General features: G+C 41.6%; 21 protein-coding genes. 13 read left to right on the top strand and 8 right to left on the bottom strand.

What is annotated here, in order from left to right:
* Positions 1 to 43 precede the first annotated feature (43 nt).
* Together JF50_RS02740 and JF50_RS02745 are read left to right on the top strand one after the other, a co-directional pair.
* Positions 44 to 490: a methyltransferase family protein gene (locus tag JF50_RS02740; protein WP_039607962.1), complete on the top strand. Its 447-nt coding sequence runs from the start codon at positions 44 to 46 to the stop codon at positions 488 to 490.
* A gap of 45 nt (positions 491 to 535) precedes the next feature.
* Complete coding sequence (locus JF50_RS02745) at positions 536 to 1,051, top strand: GNAT family N-acetyltransferase (protein ID WP_052262101.1); 516 nt, start codon at positions 536 to 538, stop codon at positions 1,049 to 1,051.
* A 158-nt stretch (positions 1,052 to 1,209) separates the two neighbouring features.
* On the opposite strand, the gene JF50_RS27105 is transcribed toward JF50_RS02745, so the two are convergent.
* Positions 1,210 to 1,377, bottom strand: a complete 168-nt coding sequence (locus JF50_RS27105; RefSeq protein WP_160290448.1) for a hypothetical protein — start codon at positions 1,375 to 1,377, stop codon at positions 1,210 to 1,212.
* Positions 1,378 to 1,764: 387 nt separating this feature from the next.
* On the opposite strand from JF50_RS27105, the gene JF50_RS02750 reads away from it, so the two are divergent.
* Positions 1,765 to 2,268: an RNA methyltransferase gene (locus JF50_RS02750; protein WP_039607963.1), complete on the top strand. Its 504-nt coding sequence runs from the start codon at positions 1,765 to 1,767 to the stop codon at positions 2,266 to 2,268.
* Positions 2,269 to 2,325: 57 nt separating this feature from the next.
* On the opposite strand, the gene katG is transcribed toward JF50_RS02750, so the two are convergent.
* Positions 2,326 to 4,539, bottom strand: coding sequence for a catalase/peroxidase HPI (gene katG / locus JF50_RS02755; protein WP_039607964.1), 2,214 nt, complete (start codon positions 4,537 to 4,539; stop codon positions 2,326 to 2,328).
* Positions 4,540 to 4,836: 297 nt separating this feature from the next.
* Between katG and JF50_RS02760 the strand changes: the two genes are divergently transcribed.
* Positions 4,837 to 5,757, top strand: coding sequence for a hydrogen peroxide-inducible genes activator (locus JF50_RS02760; protein WP_039607965.1), 921 nt, complete (start codon positions 4,837 to 4,839; stop codon positions 5,755 to 5,757).
* On the opposite strand, the gene JF50_RS02765 is transcribed toward JF50_RS02760, so the two are convergent.
* On the bottom strand, positions 5,754 to 6,632 hold the full coding sequence (locus JF50_RS02765; RefSeq protein ID WP_039607966.1) for a LysR family transcriptional regulator: 879 nt from the start codon (positions 6,630 to 6,632) through the stop codon (positions 5,754 to 5,756). The genes JF50_RS02760 and JF50_RS02765 overlap by 4 nt on opposite strands.
* A 102-nt stretch (positions 6,633 to 6,734) precedes the next feature.
* On the opposite strand from JF50_RS02765, the gene JF50_RS25910 reads away from it, so the two are divergent.
* From JF50_RS25910 to JF50_RS02790, 5 genes are all read left to right on the top strand, one after another.
* Positions 6,735 to 7,019: a putative quinol monooxygenase gene (locus JF50_RS25910; RefSeq protein WP_052262102.1), complete on the top strand. Its 285-nt coding sequence runs from the start codon at positions 6,735 to 6,737 to the stop codon at positions 7,017 to 7,019.
* A gap of 147 nt (positions 7,020 to 7,166) precedes the next feature.
* Positions 7,167 to 7,886 (top strand): DUF4397 domain-containing protein, encoded by a 720-nt coding sequence (locus tag JF50_RS02775; RefSeq protein WP_039607967.1) that lies wholly within the window; start codon positions 7,167 to 7,169, stop codon positions 7,884 to 7,886.
* A gap of 241 nt (positions 7,887 to 8,127) precedes the next feature.
* Positions 8,128 to 8,547 carry a DoxX family protein gene (locus tag JF50_RS02780; RefSeq protein ID WP_039607968.1) on the top strand — a complete coding sequence of 140 codons (420 nt, stop codon included), beginning with the start codon at positions 8,128 to 8,130 and terminating at the stop codon, positions 8,545 to 8,547.
* 87 nt (positions 8,548 to 8,634) lie between these two features.
* Positions 8,635 to 9,606 (top strand): glutathione S-transferase family protein, encoded by a 972-nt coding sequence (locus tag JF50_RS02785; protein WP_039608070.1) that lies wholly within the window; start codon positions 8,635 to 8,637, stop codon positions 9,604 to 9,606.
* 249 nt (positions 9,607 to 9,855) lie between these two features.
* Positions 9,856 to 10,251 (top strand): hypothetical protein, encoded by a 396-nt coding sequence (locus JF50_RS02790; protein ID WP_039607969.1) that lies wholly within the window; start codon positions 9,856 to 9,858, stop codon positions 10,249 to 10,251.
* Positions 10,252 to 10,441: 190 nt separating this feature from the next.
* Here the strand turns inward: JF50_RS02790 and JF50_RS02795 are convergent, their stop codons facing one another.
* Positions 10,442 to 11,605, bottom strand: coding sequence for a DUF819 domain-containing protein (locus tag JF50_RS02795; RefSeq protein ID WP_039607970.1), 1,164 nt, complete (start codon positions 11,603 to 11,605; stop codon positions 10,442 to 10,444).
* 249 nt (positions 11,606 to 11,854) lie between these two features.
* Here JF50_RS02795 and JF50_RS02800 point away from each other — a divergent pair, with 249 nt between their 5' ends.
* A complete protein-coding gene (locus JF50_RS02800) occupies positions 11,855 to 12,298 on the top strand; it encodes a helix-turn-helix domain-containing protein (RefSeq protein WP_039607971.1) in 444 nt (147 codons plus the stop codon).
* 302 nt (positions 12,299 to 12,600) lie between these two features.
* Positions 12,601 to 13,941 carry a fibrinogen-like YCDxxxxGGGW domain-containing protein gene (locus JF50_RS02805; RefSeq protein ID WP_152614443.1) on the top strand — a complete coding sequence of 447 codons (1,341 nt, stop codon included), beginning with the start codon at positions 12,601 to 12,603 and terminating at the stop codon, positions 13,939 to 13,941.
* Between the two features lie 131 nt (positions 13,942 to 14,072).
* On the opposite strand, the gene JF50_RS02810 is transcribed toward JF50_RS02805, so the two are convergent.
* The 3 genes from JF50_RS02810 to JF50_RS02820 are packed head-to-tail and all read right to left on the bottom strand — an operon-like array spanning position 14,073 to position 16,375.
* Entirely contained in the window at positions 14,073 to 14,561 is a 489-nt protein-coding gene (locus JF50_RS02810) for a dual specificity protein phosphatase family protein (protein ID WP_039607973.1), read from the bottom strand.
* A gap of 9 nt (positions 14,562 to 14,570) precedes the next feature.
* Positions 14,571 to 15,602: an ACR3 family arsenite efflux transporter gene (gene arsB, locus JF50_RS02815; protein WP_039607974.1), complete on the bottom strand. Its 1,032-nt coding sequence runs from the start codon at positions 15,600 to 15,602 to the stop codon at positions 14,571 to 14,573.
* An 11-nt stretch (positions 15,603 to 15,613) separates the two neighbouring features.
* Positions 15,614 to 16,375, bottom strand: a complete 762-nt coding sequence (locus tag JF50_RS02820; protein ID WP_039607975.1) for a metalloregulator ArsR/SmtB family transcription factor — start codon at positions 16,373 to 16,375, stop codon at positions 15,614 to 15,616.
* 399 nt (positions 16,376 to 16,774) lie between these two features.
* Here JF50_RS02820 and JF50_RS02825 point away from each other — a divergent pair, with 399 nt between their 5' ends.
* Both JF50_RS02825 and JF50_RS02830 read left to right on the top strand, forming a co-directional pair.
* Positions 16,775 to 17,119, top strand: coding sequence for a hypothetical protein (locus JF50_RS02825; protein WP_039607976.1), 345 nt, complete (start codon positions 16,775 to 16,777; stop codon positions 17,117 to 17,119).
* 800 nt (positions 17,120 to 17,919) lie between these two features.
* Complete coding sequence (locus tag JF50_RS02830; protein ID WP_039608071.1) at positions 17,920 to 18,891, top strand: transposase; 972 nt, start codon at positions 17,920 to 17,922, stop codon at positions 18,889 to 18,891.
* A 917-nt stretch (positions 18,892 to 19,808) separates the two neighbouring features.
* Here the strand turns inward: JF50_RS02830 and JF50_RS02835 are convergent.
* The gene (locus JF50_RS02835) at positions 19,809 to 20,606 is read right to left on the bottom strand and encodes a dermatopontin-like protein (protein WP_039607977.1); all 798 of its coding nucleotides are present in this window, start codon (positions 20,604 to 20,606) and stop codon (positions 19,809 to 19,811) included.
* Positions 20,607 to 20,661: the final 55 nt, after the last annotated feature.

A 20,661-nucleotide genomic window follows, 5' to 3' on the forward strand; every position in this document is an offset into this window, starting at 1 on the left:
TCTCGGTAGGACAGGTAAAGTGCTTCTTTTTAGGAGCAAATACATGCAAAAGCTTTTACCCCCGTTTTTATACGCGATCATCTTAATCAATATGGCGTTATTGTGCTGGCGCTTAGACGCCACGCACTATATCGTTTATCCATACAACTTGGCGGGCATACCATTGTTTTTATTTGGGTTGTTATTGGCTGTCGGAGCGAAAAAGCGCTTTATGCGTGAAGGTACCAATATCATGACCTTTGGTGAGCCAGATAAGTTAGTGACCCAAGGGGCATTTAAGTTTTCCCGCAACCCGATGTACTTGGGTTTTGCCATCTCTTTGTTTGGTGCGGCTGTGTCGCTTGGTGCTGGCGTAATGTCTGTGTGTGGGTGGCTAACATTTGTTATTGTGACAGATCGTTGGTATATCCGTTTTGAAGAGCAAGCAATGCGACGAAAATTTGGTGCGGTATACGAGCGATACTGTTGCCAAGTAAGAAGGTGGATTTAAATTAATCATAGAGGATATGAGGCCAACTTAATGCCTTGCAGCAGAATGAATAAAAATGTGGTACTTAGGTCATTGGAGCCAAAAGATGGGAGTGATTTGGTTAAGCACTTAAACAACCCTAATGTCATCCGGTATTTGTCAGATAGACTACCAAAGCCCTATACACCTCAGGATGCAAAGTGGTGGCTAGAGGTCGGGCAAAGCCAAAATGCGCTGAACTATGCGATTGAGTATGATGGCCAGTTTTGTGGGGTGGTCGGTGCTTATTTGCCTGATGATTTATCTTCACCACAGGGCGCTGAGCTCGGATATTGGCTTGGAGAATGCTTTTGGGGGAATGGCACTGGCACACATGCTGTGGCGCTTTTTGTCGCGAAGTTTTTTGAAAAAACGTCACTTCAAGCCTTGTATAATCCGGTCTCGTCACCTAATCAAGCCTCGATTAGGGTGATGGAAAAAGTCGGGTTTGGGTTAAAACACATCACACAAAAAACCGCTTTTCACCAAGGGGAAGCGTGTGACGAGTATGTGTATGTGCTTAAACGCGCTGAGTATATTTAAGTTTCACATGAATGCTGTGCGACCTGAGTAGTCGGTCACTGGGATGTGACACGCTGACATAAGATAGGCGGCATGGTTAATTTTCCTATAATAGCGACCGTGAGCTCAAAAGGTCGCTTGGTGAATCGAATTTGTGGCCGCAAATTCAGATCTTTTACTTAGTCAGTGAGACAAGCTTGAGGGTGAGTACATGCCCATATTGAACGACACGGCTCTCGGGTCTCTACTTGCTTCATGCCACCTGCAACATGTGGTGTTGCTTCAAGTCCTAAAGAAGGCTTGCTAGAAAGGTTCTTAATTTTACTTTTTTTGATTGTTAATTTCATAGTTATCTCCTTGATTGTACTGGATTGTACCTTTACAAAACTAGCCAATCTCAATTTCATATTCAACGTAAATACATGAACTGTTACATTCATCTTAAGCAAGCAGCAAGGGGGCTGATTGATGGCGTATATGATGTTTTATGTGGGTTTGCTGATGTTTTTATGAGAGCATTTAACCAATTGTTTTTATTGCTTTCTTTTTTACTATAACGGGCTTTTTTTGGGGGGAGTCAATGCGACGCTTGGAGAGTTTGCAAATGTTACAAATTATTGCCAATTTACCTAAATTTGGGCGGTTTGTCTGACTGGCACAAAATTTCGCACATGGTACAATCGCCCGTCGAATTTTTTGGTAGTTGTACTGCCTATACATGAAGAGTGAACAGTATGAGTGAATCATTTGCAGCGATAGGCTTGGTGAACCCTAAGTCGCCAACTAACGTCGGTGGAGTATTGCGTGCCGCAGGGTGCTATGGCGCACAGGCGGTATATTTTAACGGCAACCGCTACGCAAAAGCTGCAAAATATCACACAGACACAAAAAATGTCGCTGAGAATATCCCAATTCAACAAGTAGATGACTTAGTGAGCTTAAAAGTATCGGGGCGCGCTTTGGTGTGCGTTGAATTGGTGGAAGGTGCGATACCATTGCCGCACTTTGATCACCCAGAAAAAGCGCTATATGTATTTGGCCCAGAGGATGGCAGTTTGCCACAAGATATTGTTGATGCCGCTGATGCGGTTGTATACGTACCGACAACTGGGTGTATGAATTTGGCCGCTACTGTGAATGTTCTGTTATACGATCGTATGGCCAAGCGTGCGACCAGTTTTGATGCAGCGCAGATCTTAACAAGCCGAGATACAAATAATCGCTTAATTGTCGAGTAATTCCTACATAATGTGATTAAATTAGAGAAAGCCGCGTTTAAACGCGGCTTTTGTTTTTTACATTAAATCAAATCGGTCTAAGCGCATGACTTTGACCCAGACTTTAATAAAGTCATCGGCAAACTTTTGCTTGGCATCATCAGATGCATACACTTCTGCGATGGCTCTAAGTTCTGAGTTTGAGCCAAAAATGAGGTCAACTGCGCTTGCTTGCCACTGTTTATTTCCTGTTTTGCGGTCATAACCTAAGTACATACCCGGTTGTGTCTCTGACTTTTTCCACTGTGTGCGCATGTCCAGCAAGTTAACAAAAAAGGCATTGTCTAAGCTGCCCGGAGTATGCGTCAGTACACCAGTGCTTGAGTTATCCGTATTGGTTTCCAGCACACGCATACCACCCAGTAGCACCGTCATCTCAGGAACCGATAGCCCAAGCATGTTTGCTTTATCTACTAACATTTTTGTTGGCGACATAAACGCTGAGTCATGGTAATAGTTTCTAAACGCGTCGGCTTTAGGCTCTAAAAAACTGAATGATTTAACGTCGGTTTGTGCCTGAGAGGCATCGGTGCGTCCTGGGCTAAACGGCACTGTTTTTGGCATATTTGCATTTCTAAGAGCGCTTTCAATACCGGTTTTGCCTGCAAGTACAATGACATCGGCCAGAGATACTTGGCGTTTTGAGCGTTTGTTAAATTGCGCTTTAACTTGCTCAAGCTGTGCGAGCACTTGTTTGAGCTGGCGCGGATTGTTTACTGTCCAGTTGTTTTGTGGAGCGAGTCTGATCCGCGCGCCATTTGCGCCGCCTCGCATATCTGTAACACGATGACTGGATGCAGCTGCCCATGCAGTTTCAATTAAATCAGCGTTACTGAGACCTGTGCGCTTGATTGCAATTTGTAGTGTCTTGATGTCACTTTGCGTGATTTTTTTACCGCTATGTTCAGGAATAGGGTCTTGCCATGTCAGCACTTCACTTGGTATTTCATTGCCAAGGTAACGTGCTCTTGGCCCCATATCTCTGTGCGTGAGCTTAAACCAAGCCTTGGCAAATGCCAGTTCGTACTCTTTCGGATCTGCGCGGAATCGCTCAACAATTTTACGAAACGCAGGGTCTTCTTTGAGTGCAAGATCAGTGGTAAACATAATCGGTGCACTGCGTTTCCCTTTGATATGTGCATCAGGTACTAAATTAGCGGCTGCTGGGTTATCTGGGATCCATTGTATTGCGCCTGCTGGGCTTTTGGTTTGCACCCAATTAAAATTCATTAGGTTGTCTAAGTAGTTTGTAGACCAGCGGGTTGGGGTGACGGTCCACGCACCTTCTAAACCACTGGTACTGGTATCTGCGCCTTTACCAGTGCCGCATTTGTTTTTCCAGCCAAAGCCCTGTTGCTCAGTTGGCGCAGCAGCAGGTTCCTTACCAACACAGTTTCCAGGTTTTTTCGCACCATGGGCTTTTCCGAAGGTGTGGCCACCTGCGATGAGCGCTACGATTTCTTCGTCATTCATTGCCATACGGCCAAACGAAAGGCGAATGTCGTCGGCTGCTAATAAGGGGTCGGGCTTGCCATGTGGACCTTCTGGATTGACATAGATAAGGCCCATTTCAACCGCCGCCAGTGGGCCTTTGAGTTTGCCTTTTTTATCACGTCGTTTGTCGGCTAAAAATGTGGTTTCTGGGCCCCAATAGACGAGATCAGGTTCCCAGTCATCGCTTCTACCACCAGCAAAGCCGAAGGTTTTAAAGCCCATAGACTCTAATGACACATTGCCAGCCAATACCATTAAGTCAGCCCAAGATAGCTGCTTACCGTATTTTTGCTTAACAGGCCACAATAAGCGTCTGGCTTTGTCTAAATTGGCATTATCGGGCCAACTGTTGAGCGGGTTGAAGCGCTGTTGACCGCCAGCAGCACCGCCTCTACCGTCGTGCACGCGGTAGACACCTGCGCTGTGCCATGCCATACGGATCATCAGTGGCCCGTAGTGTCCCCAATCTGCCGGCCACCAGTCTTGAGAGTCAGTGAGGGTCTTTTCAATGTCGGCTTTAACTTGTGCTAAATCGAGTTTTATAAACTCGGCTCTGTAGTCAAAGTCTTTACCATAGGGGTTTGAGCTTATGTCATGTTGTCTAAGCGGGCTGAGATCTAATTGTTCTGGCCACCAGAACTGGTTTGTTTTAATTTGGGTTGCACTGGGCGCTGCAATCGCTGCACTAGACAGTGCCAGTGCGATGCCCGAGGCTAACGTCATCAGTTGAGTACGCATAATTTACTCCAATAGGGTTACTTTAATCAGCTCAATGCTGTCTGAGTGGTGACCTTTTAGAGCCTAAGTAGACGGGTGTTAAATGAAAAATTGAATAATTTAATGTTAATTATCAGTTTTTTAGAATGTATAAAAAAAGCACATCAAAAAATATGTATGACATTGAATTTATTATCTTTATTCAACGTCAAACTAGACTTAGCGTAAAGTGTGGTGAAAATGCGAACAGCTGCGCGGGTGCACTTAACGCGCAATTGATTAAAATAGAAAAAACAATCAATAAAAAAGAACGTTTCAATGGTCTCGATAAAACAAATCATCTATGCACTTGCGGTAGAAAAAACACTGCACTTTAAAAAGGCGGCGGATGCGTGCCATGTGTCTCAATCGACCTTAAGTACGGCGATACATGAACTTGAAAAACAGTTGGGGACGGTGATTTTTGAGCGCAATAATAAACATGTATTTGTAACTGAGCAAGGCAAGCTGTTACTGGATAAGGCGCGCAAAATTAAGTTGGAAGTCGATGAGTTTATGATGCTTTCACAAGTAGATAAGTCGCCGCTTTGCAGACCGATGAAAATAGGTGTGATCCCGACCATTGGCCCATTTTTACTGCCTAAAGTTTTGCCAGATGTGCGTCAGCAATACCCTGATTTTAAGTTAAAGATCATAGAAGAGCAGTCTCATGTTTTAACCGATATGCTGCGCCAAGGCGAATTAGATGCCGCCATTTTAGCTTTGCCTTATCAAATTGATGGGCTGATGGCGTTTAACTTCTGGCAAGAGGATTTTTACTGGGTGAGTCACAAAGATGAGAGCGGGGCAGGGCTGCAAGAGATCACCAGCGACCAATTTGATATTGCTAAACTCATGTTACTTAAAGACGGCCATTGCTTAAAAGAGCATGCCTTGAGTGCGTGTAATTTGCCACAAGAGCAAAAAGACACAACCTTTGATAGTACAAGCTTACACACATTGATCCAGATGGTTGCTGGAAAAATGGGCACCACCTTAGTGCCGCAAATGGCGCTTGATCAACTGATAAAAGGCGAGTCTGAGCTGGTGGCGTTACACCTCAATGAGCCGGGTCCGCACCGCACTATCGCACTGGTTGTTAGGCCTAATTACGTGCGCACGAATGATATTATTGTGTTGCAAAAGCTGTTTGAGCAGGCGCTCGACAAACATTGCGCAATGAGTTATTGCAGTATTTAACTGGCCCAAGGCTGTTGCGCTATAAACTGTTTGAGCATGTCTGCAAACGCTTTTACTTTCGGTGACGGGTATTTGCGAGAGGTTGTCACCAAATATACCGGACGTTCAACACCAGACCAATGTGGCAGTACTGTTTTTAGTGCGCCACTTTGCAAACAACTTGATGCTTCACTCAATGGAAGCAAGGCGATGCATCGGCCACTTTTTACCATGGCTTTAAGAAGTGCGATGTCGTTGCAAAAATGTGTTGGTGTGACGGTTAACTTATAGTCTCCTTGTTTCGGATGAGAGAGTGTAAGGTTATTGACCTGCTGTGAAATGGCAAAAGTATGTTCAGACAATTCAGTCACATAGGTGATATCTGGGTGTTCAGGTGCAGCAACCAGTTTACTCTCTATGGTACCAAGGCGTTTTTGCACTAAGCTAGAGCTTGGTAAATGGCCAACACGAATTGCGCAATCAGCGCCTTGCTCAGCAATATCTTGGATATGATTACTGGTCTGGATATCGAGTTGTAGCTCAGGATAAGTGCGCATAAACTCTGGCCAAAAATCTGCCAGCGCAGTTGTGGCCAAGTTACTCGGTGCCAAAACCTTTAATCGCCCGCTGATCAACTGAGCGTGTGATTTGAACTCTGTGAGCTGAGTTTGAATCGTCTGTAAATCCACTGCATATTGCCGATATAACTGCTCTCCTGCCTGTGTGACATGGATACCACGTGCATGTCTGTTTAGCAGTGGCTGTCCGATGTGCGCTTCGAGTGCGCAAAGCCTGCGGGAAACAGTCGCGACAGTGGTATTTAATTGTTTGGCTGCACGACTCAAGCTGCCACAATCGACAATGATAGAGAAAAGGTAGAGGTCATTTAATAGCATTACATATATGTAAAGTTAGTTCTCATTTGTTTGTATAGTTTACGTATATGATGCTGGTTATGATAGCTGTTCTTTATTGATACAATTTTAAAAGGACACCTTATGAGCTATTACATTGTTGCCAAGTTAATGGCAAACCACGACAATATCTCAGAAATTACGACCGATCTAAATATCTTGAGAACACATACAGTCAATGAATCCGGCTGTATTTATTTTGACATCTATCATGCTGCTGACGAGCCCGGTGTGTTTTATTTGTGGGAAGCGTGGCACTGTGAAGCAGATTTAAAGCGGCATTATGATGCGTCTCATACCCAAGCCTATTTTGCCAAGCAGCATACGCGTATTCTTTCTTGTCAGCCTATCAGCAAGCTCAATGCTTAAATTATTTCGTTTTTACGGGGGATCGTTACGCTTAGATGCCATCTGTAACGCTCTGCTACATCAAAGTATTGAAAAGTAACATTCAATAACAACTCGTTTGAACGATGATCCATATACTTTTCATAACGCCAATGGGAGGAGAGTATCGTGAAATTAATAACTGGTTTAGTTCTATCTGTTGCTGTGACGGCTTTAGCTGGGTGCAATAATGACGACACCTATACCGCGGATGTCAGTGCGATTAATTTAGTAAATAGTGAAATGGATGTGTATTGGGAATTTGAAAAAGGCCATGAAGAGGTGTCGCTGTCTGACGAAAATGGGCTGTTATTCGGCGCTAAGTCGGCAGAAAAACTGCTCGTTCAAGATGACTCAGATGGCAATGTCTTTACATTTTACGCGGTAGAAGGTAATTCCAAAGAGGTGGCAATTTCGTCGACGCGCTTTAGGTTTTCCGAACATGGTGATTATGTTGTGTATAGCTATGGTCGATTAGACAATGACTCTGCACAAGCGGCTCAGCTGGATGCGGTGAAAATAGACGATGCAGAAGTTGCACAGAGTAAATATCGTGTGATTGTTATCCATACTTACGTTGCTGATATGGGCAAAGTGGATGTGTATATGGGTGATGAAAAGTTAGCTGAGAACTTAGAGTATGGTGATGCAACTCAGTTTATGGACTTGTCGGTAGATTTAAATGAGTTAATTGTCGTCAAGGCCGGTCAAGGTGCCAATACAGATACGCCCATTGCAAAGGTGACTTTGTCGCCAGAGGCAGGAGATATCCATCTAGCTTATATTACCACCACATCTGAAAACGAAGGCAATATCAAATCGTTCAAAGTCGCGCCTAAAGCACAGTAGCGAATGACACTGGCCTATGATTAAGGCGATTTTAAAGCGGCAACATGCCGCTTTTTGTATTTTGAACAGGGAGTTAAGGTTATTTTTCCTAACTGTCCTGTGTTGTTTTATATCTTTCATTCTTTTTTAAAGAATGAAGTCCTCTATTTATTCAAATTTTAATTCTCTAATTAGATAGTAAACTTGTTAGCAAGTCGGGCAGAGATGCCAAAAAAACAAATTTACAGCGTTGGAGAACATCATGAATTTACTCAATATCGTTTCTAATAATGACCATCTATCGAATGCCGCAAACTTACTGGGTCGAGTTGGTTTATCTGTTATCTTTATTTTGGCGGGGGTGAATAAAATCCAATACTTTGAGGGCAATGCGCAGTATCTCGCTTCCGGTGGTTTACCTGAGTTTTTACTCCCGTTAGTGATTGCGTTTGAGCTGATTGGCGGATTATTTATCTTAGCGGGGGCATTAACCCAGTTAACCGCATTGGCCTTTGCCGGATTCTGTGTAGTGAGTGCTTTGGTGTTTCACAATAACCTTGCGGATCAAATGCAGTTTTTTATGTTCTTTAAAAACATCGCCATGGCAGGCGGCTTTTTAGCCTTAGCCTCTACTGGCGCAGGTCGCTTTAGTGTCGACCACAAGTTGGCTAAATCAGCATAAATGGCGGTGGCCCAAATTTGGGCCAAACTTTGAACTGCTATGTCAGCAGTTGCAGATACATGTTTAAGCATAGGTGAGGAGCAAAAAATGGGTTTATTGGTTAACGGACATTGGCAAGACAAGTGGTACGATACTAAATCAAGTAATGGTGAATTTAAGCGTGAAGCTGCCCAGTTACGAAATTGGGTTACCCCTGACGGCGAAGCAGGCCCAAGTGGAGAAGCAGGTTTTAAAGCAGAAAAAGGCCGCTATCACTTGTTTGTATCACTCGCTTGCCCTTGGGCGCACCGCACATTGATATTTAGAAAGCTTAAAGGGTTAGAGGACTACATTGATGTATCTGTGGTGAGTCCTGACATGTTAGAGCAGGGTTGGACGTTTGACAAAGCCACCGGCAGTACAGGCGATGCATTATTTGACAGTCACTTTATGCATCAGATCTACACCAAAAATAAAGCAGATTATAGCGGTCGAGTTACAGTGCCCGTTTTATGGGATAAACAATTACAGCGTATCGTGAGTAATGAGTCATCTGAGATCATTCGTATGTTTAATAGTGCATTTGATACGCTTACAGGCAATACATTAGATTTTTATCCACGTGCTTTACAGGCTCAAATTGATGACATCAATGATTTTGTTTATGACTCGATAAATAACGGGGTATATCGCACAGGGTTTGCCACCAGCCAAGAGGCTTATCACCAAGCGTATGGCAAACTATTTGATGCGCTTGATAAAGTAGAAAATATTCTAAGTGAAAATAGGTACTTAGCTGGCGATACATTAACAGAAGCCGATTGGCGTTTGTTTACCACTTTGATAAGATTTGATGCCGTGTATGTTGGTCACTTTAAATGTAATCAGCGCACAATTGAAAGCTATCCAAACTTGTCTAATTACGTTAGAGAATTATATCAATACCCAGGCGTCGCTGAGACAGTTGATTTTTATCATATTAAACGTCATTACTATTTTAGCCATACGATGATCAATCCAACGCAAGTTGTGCCCAATGGACCGGACATCGATTACGCTCGGCCACATAATCGAGGCTGATAATAACGACAATACGACAATACGACAATACGACAATACGACAATACGACAATACGACAATACGACAAGAGCCAGAGATGGCTCTTTTGATATTTATGAAATCATTTTTCAATTTTTTTAGGTTTATATTTTTTGATTAAATAACTACGATTTTATATCGTTGACTAATTAATCAATATAAACATATGTTTTTTGATTTTACATACACGAATAATAGTTTTTTGGTGATATTTTGAACTGCATATTGATGTGCATGTTTTATTTACCGAAAGCACGTCTTTTGATCCGACTAAAGGGTCACGTTATGTGAAAGAGTTGGATATTCAATCTGCTAATAAAGTAGCCGTCAGTACCATTACTCCAACCAATCATAATTACTCTGGCGCAACATACTTAACCAACCGCCATGCATGGGCAGTGAATAAGGTCTTAGTTAATGGCAATAACCATCAGCCATACTTCGGCGGTGATATACAGCTTCATCTGCGTGTTAACGGCAGTTGGCAACACCGGGGTACATATGCGGATGGCGGCAATTACACATACATTAGAAAAGTGCGTGGCTCAGACTATAAAGCGGTTGCTTCTAAAGGCGTGGGCGAGATTGATAACGGAAATACGCAAATACGTATTGAAGTGAAATAACAAGGAGGAGCTTTGGAAGCGAACATGTATTTCCAAAGCACACACTTTGGATTGAAGCGCAGGGGACTCACTGAGTGAAAACTGTACTGCGCCTCAAAACACAAAAGTCGAGGAACTCAGTGCTTTAACTGGTTAGTTCGACAAAAAAGGTTGCAGTGAGCATGTTTACTCACTGCAACTTTATGCAGGCTTACATAGCTTGTAGCAACATAGCTACCCCAATGCCTGCACCAGTACCAATGATGACGCCCATCAACGCCATTAAGATTGCAACAGGTACTAACGTTTGGCTATACGCTGCAGCGAGCACGGGTGATGAAGCAACCCCGCCAATATTTGCGAGCGACGCAATGCCACAGGTAAAGAGGTCCAGCTTGAAAATTTTGGCTATGGTAGTCAGGATCACGCCATGGATCAGCAGAATAACAAAGCCCGCTAAAATGTATGCAGGTGCTTGGGTCAGCTCTGCAAAGTCTGCATTGGCTGCAATCAGACCGACTAAAGTATACAGTAAGACATTCGAAAGTTGTGGTGAGCCAGGTAGCTTGCCAAGTGGTGTCATCGCACAAATCACACCAACAAGGGTCACTATCATGATGCTCCATGTCGTGCCTGTTAGTACGGCGTTGTGAGGTAACAAACCTGAGACATAAATCGCCAGTGCTGAGAGACCAAAGGCACTCCCTAATAAAAGCATCATATCTGGAAACGTGGTTTCTTTTCTGATTTTGTCATTGGATAAGGTGAGTTTTTCTTGTAGATCGTCCAGTGTGCTGGTATCTGCTTTGGTCCACGCATTAAATTTGTGTGCAAATGGCACGAGTGCCAATAAAAACATAATCCACATTGCATAATCAATAGAATCGATGAGCAGTGTATAACCCATACCAGCATCATTGAGCCCTAAAGATTGTTGGACCGCAACCATGTTTTGTGTGCCCCCAATCCAACTGCCTGCTAAGGCACCAAACGTGAGCGCAGCATTGTCATTTAAGTAACTTTGGAATAGTGCGAACGAGACAATGAATCCAAGAACAATACTTAATGTTGCCGCGAAAAATGTCCCCAATAGCTTTGGTCCCAGCTTTACAATATCTCTTAAATCAGCCCTTAGTAACATCAAAAAGATCATGGCTGGTAAAATCGCTGTTTTGACTTCCGAGCGAGCTTGTTTAACAGACTCGGTCATTTCCCAAACGCCTAAAGTTGACATCACCATGGCTGAAAAATAGATGATAATAACAGCTGGTACATACTTGAAAAAAGGCCCGTTTTTATATTTATCCTCACCCCAAATTATTATACTGGATACAAACATTAAGAATGCGATAAACGCAAAACCATCTTGGATCATACTTCCCTCTATTCTAATTATTATGAATTTCCAGCTATGCTAGCTGAATTTTGCAAAAAAAACGATGTAAATTCACTGATATATGTTACGAATGTTAAATTTTAAAATTATCAAAGCCACTGATTACTATGCTAATTTTAAGATGTCGTTACCAAGTCGTGTTAATGTCGGGTTAGAGTCGAGGTATTGTCGTCACCGCCAGAGAGTAGGATTTATTATGCTCTCATTGCAGTTTATTGAGGTAAAAATATGATTTTAAAACAACTTAGGTTAAGCCGCAGCTTATCTCAAGAACAGCTCGCGAATATGTCAGGTTTAAATGTACGGACTATTCAGCGCATTGAAGCTGGTGCCAATGCAAGTTTAGAGTCACAGAAATGCCTTGCAGCTGCACTGAATGTCAGTATTGAAGCGTTGAATCAGGTGAGGTTTACAATGAAACAAAGTAAAGACAATTGGAAGGAGTTACCACTGATATTAAAGGTGTGGTTTACGCTTAATTTCTTACAAATTAGGCCCAAACGTAAAACGGCAAGACGCATCGAGTATATAAGTCATGGTTTTGGTTTTATGTTTTGTACTTTGGGCATTGTTAGTGAAGCCGCTTTGATAGGGGGCTTATTCATGTTGATAACGGGGTATTTATTTACGTTGTTAAAATGGCAAGGAGATAAATATACGATATGGGATTAGGTCAAATATTAGCTAATTCTATGCAACAAGAAGCATATTAGTGGGTAAAGTGAACTATATGAATTTAATCATTAAAAATAATAAATTAATACTATTTTATTTTTAATGGAAAGGGCTATCATCCTATTTATGAATTTGATGGTTTAAATATATTTTGTTCTAAATCAATGTTTTGTTTCGTTTCTATTGAGCTCGACTAAAGTTGAAAGTAAGAATAAAAAATATATGAGTTTAGTTTTACTTTTCATAAGTAAATAAATCTTGTTCATTGACACATTAATAAATTGTATCATTTAAAGGAGATGATGATGCTTAAAAATACCCTATGGCTTTCTTTATTTGCGTGCACAAGCGCGATGGCTGTTAACGAGTACGCTGAAGTTTCTGCAAGCGATGCTTGGAACGTTGTAAATCACACTAACGGTAATCTAGTATTCACAAGTGCGCCTTCAGACAAAGAAGCTGACGCTGGTATTATCGCTTTGCAGCAATCTGCTGGTGGTGTTGAAATTAAATTCCAAGAATGGCCATATCTTGACGGTGCACACGTTGCCGAAGATCTCGCAATTCTATCACTGCCTGCTGGTCGTCAAGCTCTGGCTGATGGCACAATCATTGAAGTTGGTACCTTTAAACTAGGCAACGGTGAAAACACAATTAACTTCTCTGAGAAGTTTGACCATACACCGCATATTTTCTTAACTGGTCAATCAAACGACAATGCAAAAGCCTATGTAACTCGCGTACATGGTGTGACGCAGCACGGCTTTGTTGCATTAAAGCAAGGTGAAGAAGCCGCTTCAAACCTACCAGCGCAAGAAACAGTTGCATACCTAGCTATCTACGCGCCAAACAATACGGGTTCAATCGGTGGTAACGATTTCATCATTGATCAAGTAAAACTTGACCACTCAGCAGCTACTGAAGCGACTTATGGATTGTATCTGCAAGAAGAGCAGTCGAAAGACACTGAACTTACGCACATTGTAGAGCATGTTAATGTTATGAAGTTTGGCAGACATGTGTTTGCACAAGATGTGACTGCTTTTGGTCGTGATACAGTTGCACCTAGATTGGCAAATGATTTTGCTCAAGCACCGACGGGTAGCTCGTGTGCTGCAATTCAAACACAAAACCCATTAGTAGCAAGCGGTTACTATACAATTACTCCAGCGAACTCAGCGCCAATTGAAGTATATTGTAATATGGAAAAAGAGTCTGGCGGCTGGACTTTATTCGCGACACATAATACATCACTAAAATCAGTTGATGCTGTTGATGTTGTTAAGCACGACGGTTTTGGTGTAATGACCGATGCAAACTGGCAAGCAGTTAGAGACAGTATGCAATACGGTATTATGTTTGTTGATGGTGCTGGCAAGGTGGGTATCGTAGAAAAAGATGCGCTATTAAATGCGTCTTGTATCTCACTTAACCAAACAGACTCACTGGCTAATAACCCTGCGCCATATGGTCGTTTCTGGCACACAGAAAGATCTGGTTGTGGTGGTTCTGGCGGTGACTACAGTGAAGCAATCCTAAATATCGGTTGGTCACATGTTTATAACTTCACAGGTGCGTTCAGCAAGTGGGAGTTTAGCGGTGGTTACACTGCGGGTATCGTAGAGTACTACATCAAGTAAAACTCAACGTCAGCATGCTTGTTTTGAGTGTGCACATGAGAAGCCAAGTATAGCGTATTGCTTACTTGGCTTTTTTATTTTTGGTCAACTTAATTGCGCTATTTACTCTTAAATTGATAGCGATAAGGTGACTAAAATTGCTCAAAAAATGACACTTGTGCAGGATGTTTGAGTGCTTTGGGTCTGATTGATTGCACTTGCGTGATGATGTCTGAATGTGTGTACCCCAGCCGTTTCATTAATAGGCCAATCACCAGTCCTGTTCTGCCAGAGCCACCTTTACAGTGCACAGCGACAGTACCTTGACGATTAATGATATCAATGACTTCATTATAATGATGATTAAATGCGTTGGTGAAATCTTGATTAGGCGCATCGTCATCGGGAAGTGGAAATTGAAACCACGTGACGCCTTGTTCTTGGCACTCTAACGCGAGGTTTTGTGCATTGTTCTTTTGTAGCTCACTGTCATACATTAAGGTAATGATGGCCTCTGCGCCTGCGTGTTTCAGTTGGCTGACCGACGCTTTTAAGGTGGCCTCTTTTGTGCCTGGACACGGAGTAAATATAAATTCGCCGCCATTTTCCAGTGTTAGCTTATCAAATGGGTGAGTTTGCATAATTGCCTCTTAATGGGTTTGTGGGTTAAACCAGTGTTTGGTTTTATTAACAATTGCGACCAAAGATAACATCACAGGGACTTCAACCAATACGCCGACCACGGTGGCAAGTGCGGCACCTGAATGTAATCCAAATAAAGATATTGCCACAGCGACGGCCAACTCAAAGAAGTTTGACGTGCCAATGAGGCAAGCGGGCGCGGCGATGTTGTGTTTTAATTTGAGTTTGAGTGCTGCAAAATAAGCGATGAAAAATATGCCATAGGTTTGCAAAATAAGGGGGATGGCTATCAAAATGATGTTCATCGGCTGTGTGATGATGGTATTGGCTTGAAAACCAAACAACAGCACGACCGTGGCCAACAACCCTATTACTGAAAAAGGCTTCAATTTGGCAAGTAATGCGTTAATGGTGGTTTCATTTTGGCCTGATGAATTTAACCGTTTTCGTGTGAAAATACCCGCTATTAGGGGTAACAGCACATATAGTACAACAGACATAAGCAATGTATCCCACGGCACATGAATATCAGATACACCGAGTAATAAGCCTGCAATGGGCGCAAATGCGAAGATCATAATCACGTCGTTAACAGACACTTGTACTAAGGTATAGTTGGCATCGCCTTTTGTCAGTTGGGACCACACAAACACCATGGCGGTACATGGGGCAACACCCAATAAAATCATACCAGCGATGTACGACTGTGCCGTTTCTGGATTGACATAATTGGCAAAAACACCCTCAAAAAATAACCAACCAAGCGCAGCCATTGTGAAAGGTTTTACGAGCCAATTGATCACCACAGTGAGGATCAATCCTTGCGGATTTTTGCCGACTTCTCGGATGGTTGAGAAGTCAATTTGCACCATCATGGGGTAAATCATGACCCAGATAAACACAGCGATAACCAAATTAACATTGGCATAAGCCATGGTCGCGATGAGTTCGAATAGAGGGGGATAAACCAAGCCTAGCCCAACCCCGAATACAATACTGGCAGCAACCCAAACAGATAGGTAACGTTCAAATATACCCACAGACGAACTCCTTAGTTACACAAGTTTGCAAAACGAGTAGGGCGATCACCCATGGCGTTCAATCTACTGAGCTCTTTTTCTATGAAGCAGGGTTCATTGATCACGGTCGATGTAATGACGTGTTTCATCCACTCAGGTAAAGTGGGGTTGAGAGAATAGAAAACCCATTGATGGTATTTTCTATCTGACAAGATCCCTATTTTTCGCAGCTGCGCGAGATGTCGAGATACTTTTGGTTGGCTCGACTCGTCCAGTGCCGTCATCAGTTCGCATACACAGGCTTCTTTTTCAACGGCAATGATGAGTAGGGTTTTTAAACGAGTCTCATCGGCCAGCGCTTTATAAAATGCTGTAGGGTGAATTGTTGCCGGTTTTTGTGTGGCATTTTCAATAAATAGAGACTGGATCTTTTCATTGATCTCTTGCAAAGTCTTTTCAAATGGATGCTCACATTGGCGAGACTTAGGCTCTGCAATATCCCAAGCAAGGCAATTAACGCCATTGACACGACCTTCACATTCTTTGGTCGCGCTTGCGCACAAGGTTATCACATAGTCGAAATGCATATTTGAGAATTCATCTACATGCTGTGAAGCCAAGCCTTGGTTATTCAGCCCAAAGTGTTCGATAGCTGCGAGGGTACGAGGATCAGCGCCAGTCGGGTGAGTACCTGCACTGTAAACATCATATTGGCCTTTACCATGGTGTTTTAGTAATACTTCAGCCATCAGAGAGCGCGCTGAGTTCTCAGTGCATAAAAATAGAACCTTCATATCGTTGCCTATTTCTAAATTGCATATAATAAATTTGTTATATACTAACTTCGTTATGTAATGGTCGCAAGCGTTTTGGCTAGGCTGCTTTTTTACATGCCCTATGCGCTTCATGTTTTAAATTCCAGCCAAATTACAAAGTCGAGCAATTTATCTGGTGGTCAAAGTACATTGGACATGACCAGGGAGGTTTATTTCTACTGTGGAACATATCGAGGTGTAACACGTATTTATAGGGCATGGCTGCTCGATATTGGCGTGTGTCGCACTTGGCAGTTTAATTTGGGCTTAAATGTTTATTTATTGTTGCGATTTTAAGGCTAAGTTGTTTCTGTTGGGCTGTTTTTGTTTCTTTAAAAGAAATTATATGGTAAAAAGCGCATTTTAAGTGGAGTTACCATGAAAAAGTCTTTAATTACGTTTTTACTCTTTTCGTCAATGTCTGCAATGAGTGCAGTGGGAGATAGGGTAACAACACAGGCTCAATTGGTTGATGAATTAAGAGTACAGCAACATGAAAGCGATGCATATTATTACGTTAAACCAGTGGGCAATGATTGGCTTGCCAAAGACTGTCCTGCAGCACAATATGCCTATATTAAAGAGTCAGAGGCGGGGGCAAAGATGATTATGTCAATGGTAATTAGCTCTAAAATCGCTCAAAAACCAGTTAAATTTAATGGAGTATGTGGCGATATTAGTGGGAACCTAGGATACATAAAGATTACTGATATATTTCTTTAAAATTAAAGGCGGCTAATTGTTAAATTTTAACAATAGAATTAGGCTCTTTAGGTCAGTTTTTCTTGGAGCCTAGTAATAGTAAAATTAAGGTAAATAGTTGTTATATATAGCTAACTTAAGCTAAGTGTAAACTTAACAAAGTAGCTTGAAAGTGCAGCTATTGTAATTATTTTATTGACGTTTTTGGTTGAAAGGGATTTACTTCGAAAATAAGCGACATAAAAATATCTTTTTTCTCTCAGTAATGTGTTGAGCATTTTCATTTGATAACAAGCTTACCGGTATCGGTCAATACATGTATATAAATGCGGATATACGAGATGCAAAGTCTTACGATTTATCTGGTGACCCTAAAATAATATGACTTTATTTTTATCGAAATGTTTATGTTATTCAATGTTTCGCCCTGATTATTCCTTGAAAATTTTTAAAATCACAAGTGGCTCAAGTTATGGTCTGGATAAATATAATGAGTAGAATTTATGGGAGCTAAATTTTTATCCAAGGGATTGGGCATAGTAATATGCGTGATGTATTTATGGGTTTGATTTGATAAATGCAATAATAAAAAAACTTAAAAGTCTTAAACTATAATGAAAAAGGATTGGGAGAAGCATAGTTAAGATGACACCCATCTTAATTTTGGGGTAGTGTAAGAAGCCGTCTATGCTTTAATGAATGTTAGAGTATGGATGGCTTTTTTATGGCAATAAAATAAACATGACACCCATCTTAATTTTGGGGTAGTGTAAGAAGCCGTCTATGCTTTATTGAATGGTAAAGTATGGATGGCTTTTTTTATGGCAATAGCAAGGAAGAGACAAGTTAGCTTGGTGGATACCAAGTATTACCACTGTATATCACGCTGCGTAAGACGTGCTTTTTTATGCGGAGAAGATAAAGCAACGGGTAAGTCATTTGAGCATCGAAAAGGGTGGGTTGAAGAGAAGTTATTGCAACTAGCCAAGGTGTTCTGTATTGATGTATGTGCGTATGCGGTGATGAGTAATCATACGCATATTGTTCTGCATGTTGATGATAAAAAAGCAAAACGACTAAATGATAAAGCCATTTTAATCCGTTGGCATAAACAGTTTAAAGGGACTTGGCTGACCCATAAGTTCGTCAGTGGAGAGCCACTGAGCAATTCAGAGCGTTGTTTGCTGTCAGAGTTGATAGACGAATATAGAAAGCGCCTAGCGGATATCAGCTGGTTTATGCGAACGCTCAACGAAGATATAGCGCGTAAAGCCAATAAAGAAGATGGTTGCACAGGCCGTTTTTGGGAAGGGCGATTTAAATCACAAGCCTTGTTAGATGAAGCGGCTTTAGCAGCATGTTTAGCGTATGTCGATTTGAATCCAGTTAGAGCCAAAATGGCAGAGACACCAGAGGAGTCAGACCATACCAGTATCAAAAAGCGTATTGAAACAGCAAAAGTGGGTAAACAACCCACGTCTTTACTGCGTTTTGTAGGTAACCCAAGAAAACACATGCCAAAAGGGCTACCATTTGAATTCAAATATTATGTAGAGCTTGTTGATTTAACAGGTCGGTGCATGCGCGAAGATAAGCGCGGGTTTATCACTGACGCTCAATCTATTTTAGCAAGACTTAACATCCAGCCAGAGAATTGGTTAAAGTTAACTACTAAATTTACCAAGGTGTTTAAAGGCTCAGTGGGTAGGCCCGATGCCAAGCAAAAGTACTGTGAGCATTTAAAGTTAAAACGACGAGGTAACTTGACGCAGTGTAGTGAATTGCTCGCTTAGCCTTTAATACCATTCAAATTCTAATTTCAACGTAGCTTTTAAAAGTTACGTGGTGAGTCATGTCTGAAACTCCATTAAAAATAAAAGTCTAGGTAAAGCATTTCTGTCGATAAAGTGAATTAAGCATTTTTGAGTGTTTTGTTAATGTTTTGAAATTCCCCGTAGGGGGTTGTGGTATAAATAGAGCTGGGTGTCATGTTTAATTTAGTTGGCTATGGTCTAGGTTATGAACTTATTTACAAGGAGTGGAAGTTAAAGAAAACGTTCATTGTGACTTGTTTGTTGCCTATAGCACTTGGTGCGACTTTATATTTTATCCCCTAAATTACAAGTATTATCTTGGACAGTCATTCAAATAACCTATTATGAAAGTGAAAGTTACGATGACACCCATCTCAATTTCAAGAAGGTAAGTGCGGATTTATCACAGATGCTCAGCCCATTTTAGCAAGACTAATCTCCAGTCAGAGAACTGGCTAAAGCTTACGACTCAGTTTCCCAAGGTATTTAAGGGTTCAGTGGGCAGACCCGATGCCAAGCGAATATACTGTGAACATTTGAAGTTAAAACGACGAGGTAACTTGACGCAGTGTAGTGAATTGCTCGCTTAGCCTTTAATACCATTCAAATTCTAATTTCAACGTAGCTTTTAAAAGTTACGTGGTGAGTCATGTCTGAAACTCCATTAACGAAAAAATAAACATGACACCCATCTTAATTTATGAAAGAAATAAACATGACACCCATCTTAATTTGGGAATAGTGTAAGAAGCCGATTATGCTTTATTGAATTTTAAAACATGGCTGGCTTTTTTAAGGCGATTACAAATACATCTAAAAGTCACGCCTAAAATTTTTATTTATACTAAAAATCCAGACGTGACTCGAAAAGTTAAAAATAATGGATTAACTGTTCATTACCAACCGCTGTTTGCACTCAAACAGTAAGTCACAGTCGTTTTTCTGTCTTCAGCCCAGTTTACATGCTCGCTCTTCATGCCAACTAATGCGCCACGAGAAGAGCCTAAATCCCAAGGACGATCTAGAGAAGAAGGGCCATCTTCTAGACATTGTTCTGCCTCTAATTGTGTGCCGTATGCAGAACCTTCGTTCATTGCTGCGCAAGCAAATTTGAATCTGCGATCTTCAGCCCAGTTTTCATGTTCAGCATACACGCCAACTAAAAATTCACCATAACGACAAGTATAGTTCAGCGCATGGTCGAACTCATTTGCATAACCAGACCAGCTCACGCGGCCGCGGTATACTTTACTACCAGATGCTGTTTTAAACTTTGCACATTCAAAACTAAAGCGGCGATCCTCAGCCCAATTTTCATGGTAGCTAGATACACGTTGTAAAAACATGTTGCTTGGACAAGTAAATCTAAATGTGGCGTCGAATGCGTTGACGTCAGTAGCGCTGTAACCACTAAAAACAACCAAATTACCTGACTGGATGTTGAATGATGAGCTTGATACTTGCGCGCTTTCTAATTCGAATGTGTTTACACCGAATTCAGATACATCGTTGTTAGAGTCAATTAACTCGATTATTTTATCAACATTGGCCGCTTGGCTTGAAGGAATTTTATAAACTTTATTACCTAGCTTATATTCCATATCTCCAGCACTTTGTAACTCTTTTGAAAATGCAAAAGAAGAAGTAAGTACAGCTGATATCATAGCAGCGCTGAAAAGTAACTTTGTATTCATTTAAACATTCCTTTTAAATTTAAATAACAAACTCGGCTCAGAGCGTTTTGGTCGC

Source organism: Pseudoalteromonas luteoviolacea, assembly GCF_000814765.1.
GTDB classification, from domain to species: Bacteria; Pseudomonadota; Gammaproteobacteria; order Enterobacterales; family Alteromonadaceae; genus Pseudoalteromonas; species Pseudoalteromonas luteoviolacea_H.

Bases quoted from the DNA above. Each gene is read 5' to 3' on its own strand.
- JF50_RS02760 (WP_039607965.1), top strand. From the start codon at position 4,837: ATGGTCTCGATAAAACAAATCATCTATGCACTTGCGGTAGAAAAAACA.
- JF50_RS02830 (WP_039608071.1), top strand. From the start codon at position 17,920: ATGGCAATAGCAAGGAAGAGACAAGTTAGCTTGGTGGATACCAAGTAT.
- JF50_RS25910 (WP_052262102.1), top strand. From the start codon at position 6,735: ATGAGCTATTACATTGTTGCCAAGTTAATGGCAAACCACGACAATATC.
- JF50_RS02750 (WP_039607963.1), top strand. From the start codon at position 1,765: ATGAGTGAATCATTTGCAGCGATAGGCTTGGTGAACCCTAAGTCGCCA.
- JF50_RS02820 (WP_039607975.1), bottom strand. From the start codon at position 16,375: ATGAAGGTTCTATTTTTATGCACTGAGAACTCAGCGCGCTCTCTGATG.
- JF50_RS02805 (WP_152614443.1), top strand. From the start codon at position 12,601: ATGATGATGCTTAAAAATACCCTATGGCTTTCTTTATTTGCGTGCACA.
- JF50_RS02785 (WP_039608070.1), top strand. From the start codon at position 8,635: ATGGGTTTATTGGTTAACGGACATTGGCAAGACAAGTGGTACGATACT.
- JF50_RS02765 (WP_039607966.1), bottom strand. From the start codon at position 6,632: ATGCTATTAAATGACCTCTACCTTTTCTCTATCATTGTCGATTGTGGC.
- JF50_RS02810 (WP_039607973.1), bottom strand. From the start codon at position 14,561: ATGCAAACTCACCCATTTGATAAGCTAACACTGGAAAATGGCGGCGAA.
- JF50_RS02800 (WP_039607971.1), top strand. From the start codon at position 11,855: ATGATTTTAAAACAACTTAGGTTAAGCCGCAGCTTATCTCAAGAACAG.
- JF50_RS02835 (WP_039607977.1), bottom strand. From the start codon at position 20,606: ATGAATACAAAGTTACTTTTCAGCGCTGCTATGATATCAGCTGTACTT.
- JF50_RS02740 (WP_039607962.1), top strand. From the start codon at position 44: ATGCAAAAGCTTTTACCCCCGTTTTTATACGCGATCATCTTAATCAAT.
- katG (WP_039607964.1), bottom strand. From the start codon at position 4,539: ATGCGTACTCAACTGATGACGTTAGCCTCGGGCATCGCACTGGCACTG.
- JF50_RS02780 (WP_039607968.1), top strand. From the start codon at position 8,128: ATGAATTTACTCAATATCGTTTCTAATAATGACCATCTATCGAATGCC.
- JF50_RS27105 (WP_160290448.1), bottom strand. From the start codon at position 1,377: ATGAAATTAACAATCAAAAAAAGTAAAATTAAGAACCTTTCTAGCAAG.
- JF50_RS02745 (WP_052262101.1), top strand. From the start codon at position 536: ATGAATAAAAATGTGGTACTTAGGTCATTGGAGCCAAAAGATGGGAGT.
- JF50_RS02795 (WP_039607970.1), bottom strand. From the start codon at position 11,605: ATGATCCAAGATGGTTTTGCGTTTATCGCATTCTTAATGTTTGTATCC.
- JF50_RS02825 (WP_039607976.1), top strand. From the start codon at position 16,775: ATGAAAAAGTCTTTAATTACGTTTTTACTCTTTTCGTCAATGTCTGCA.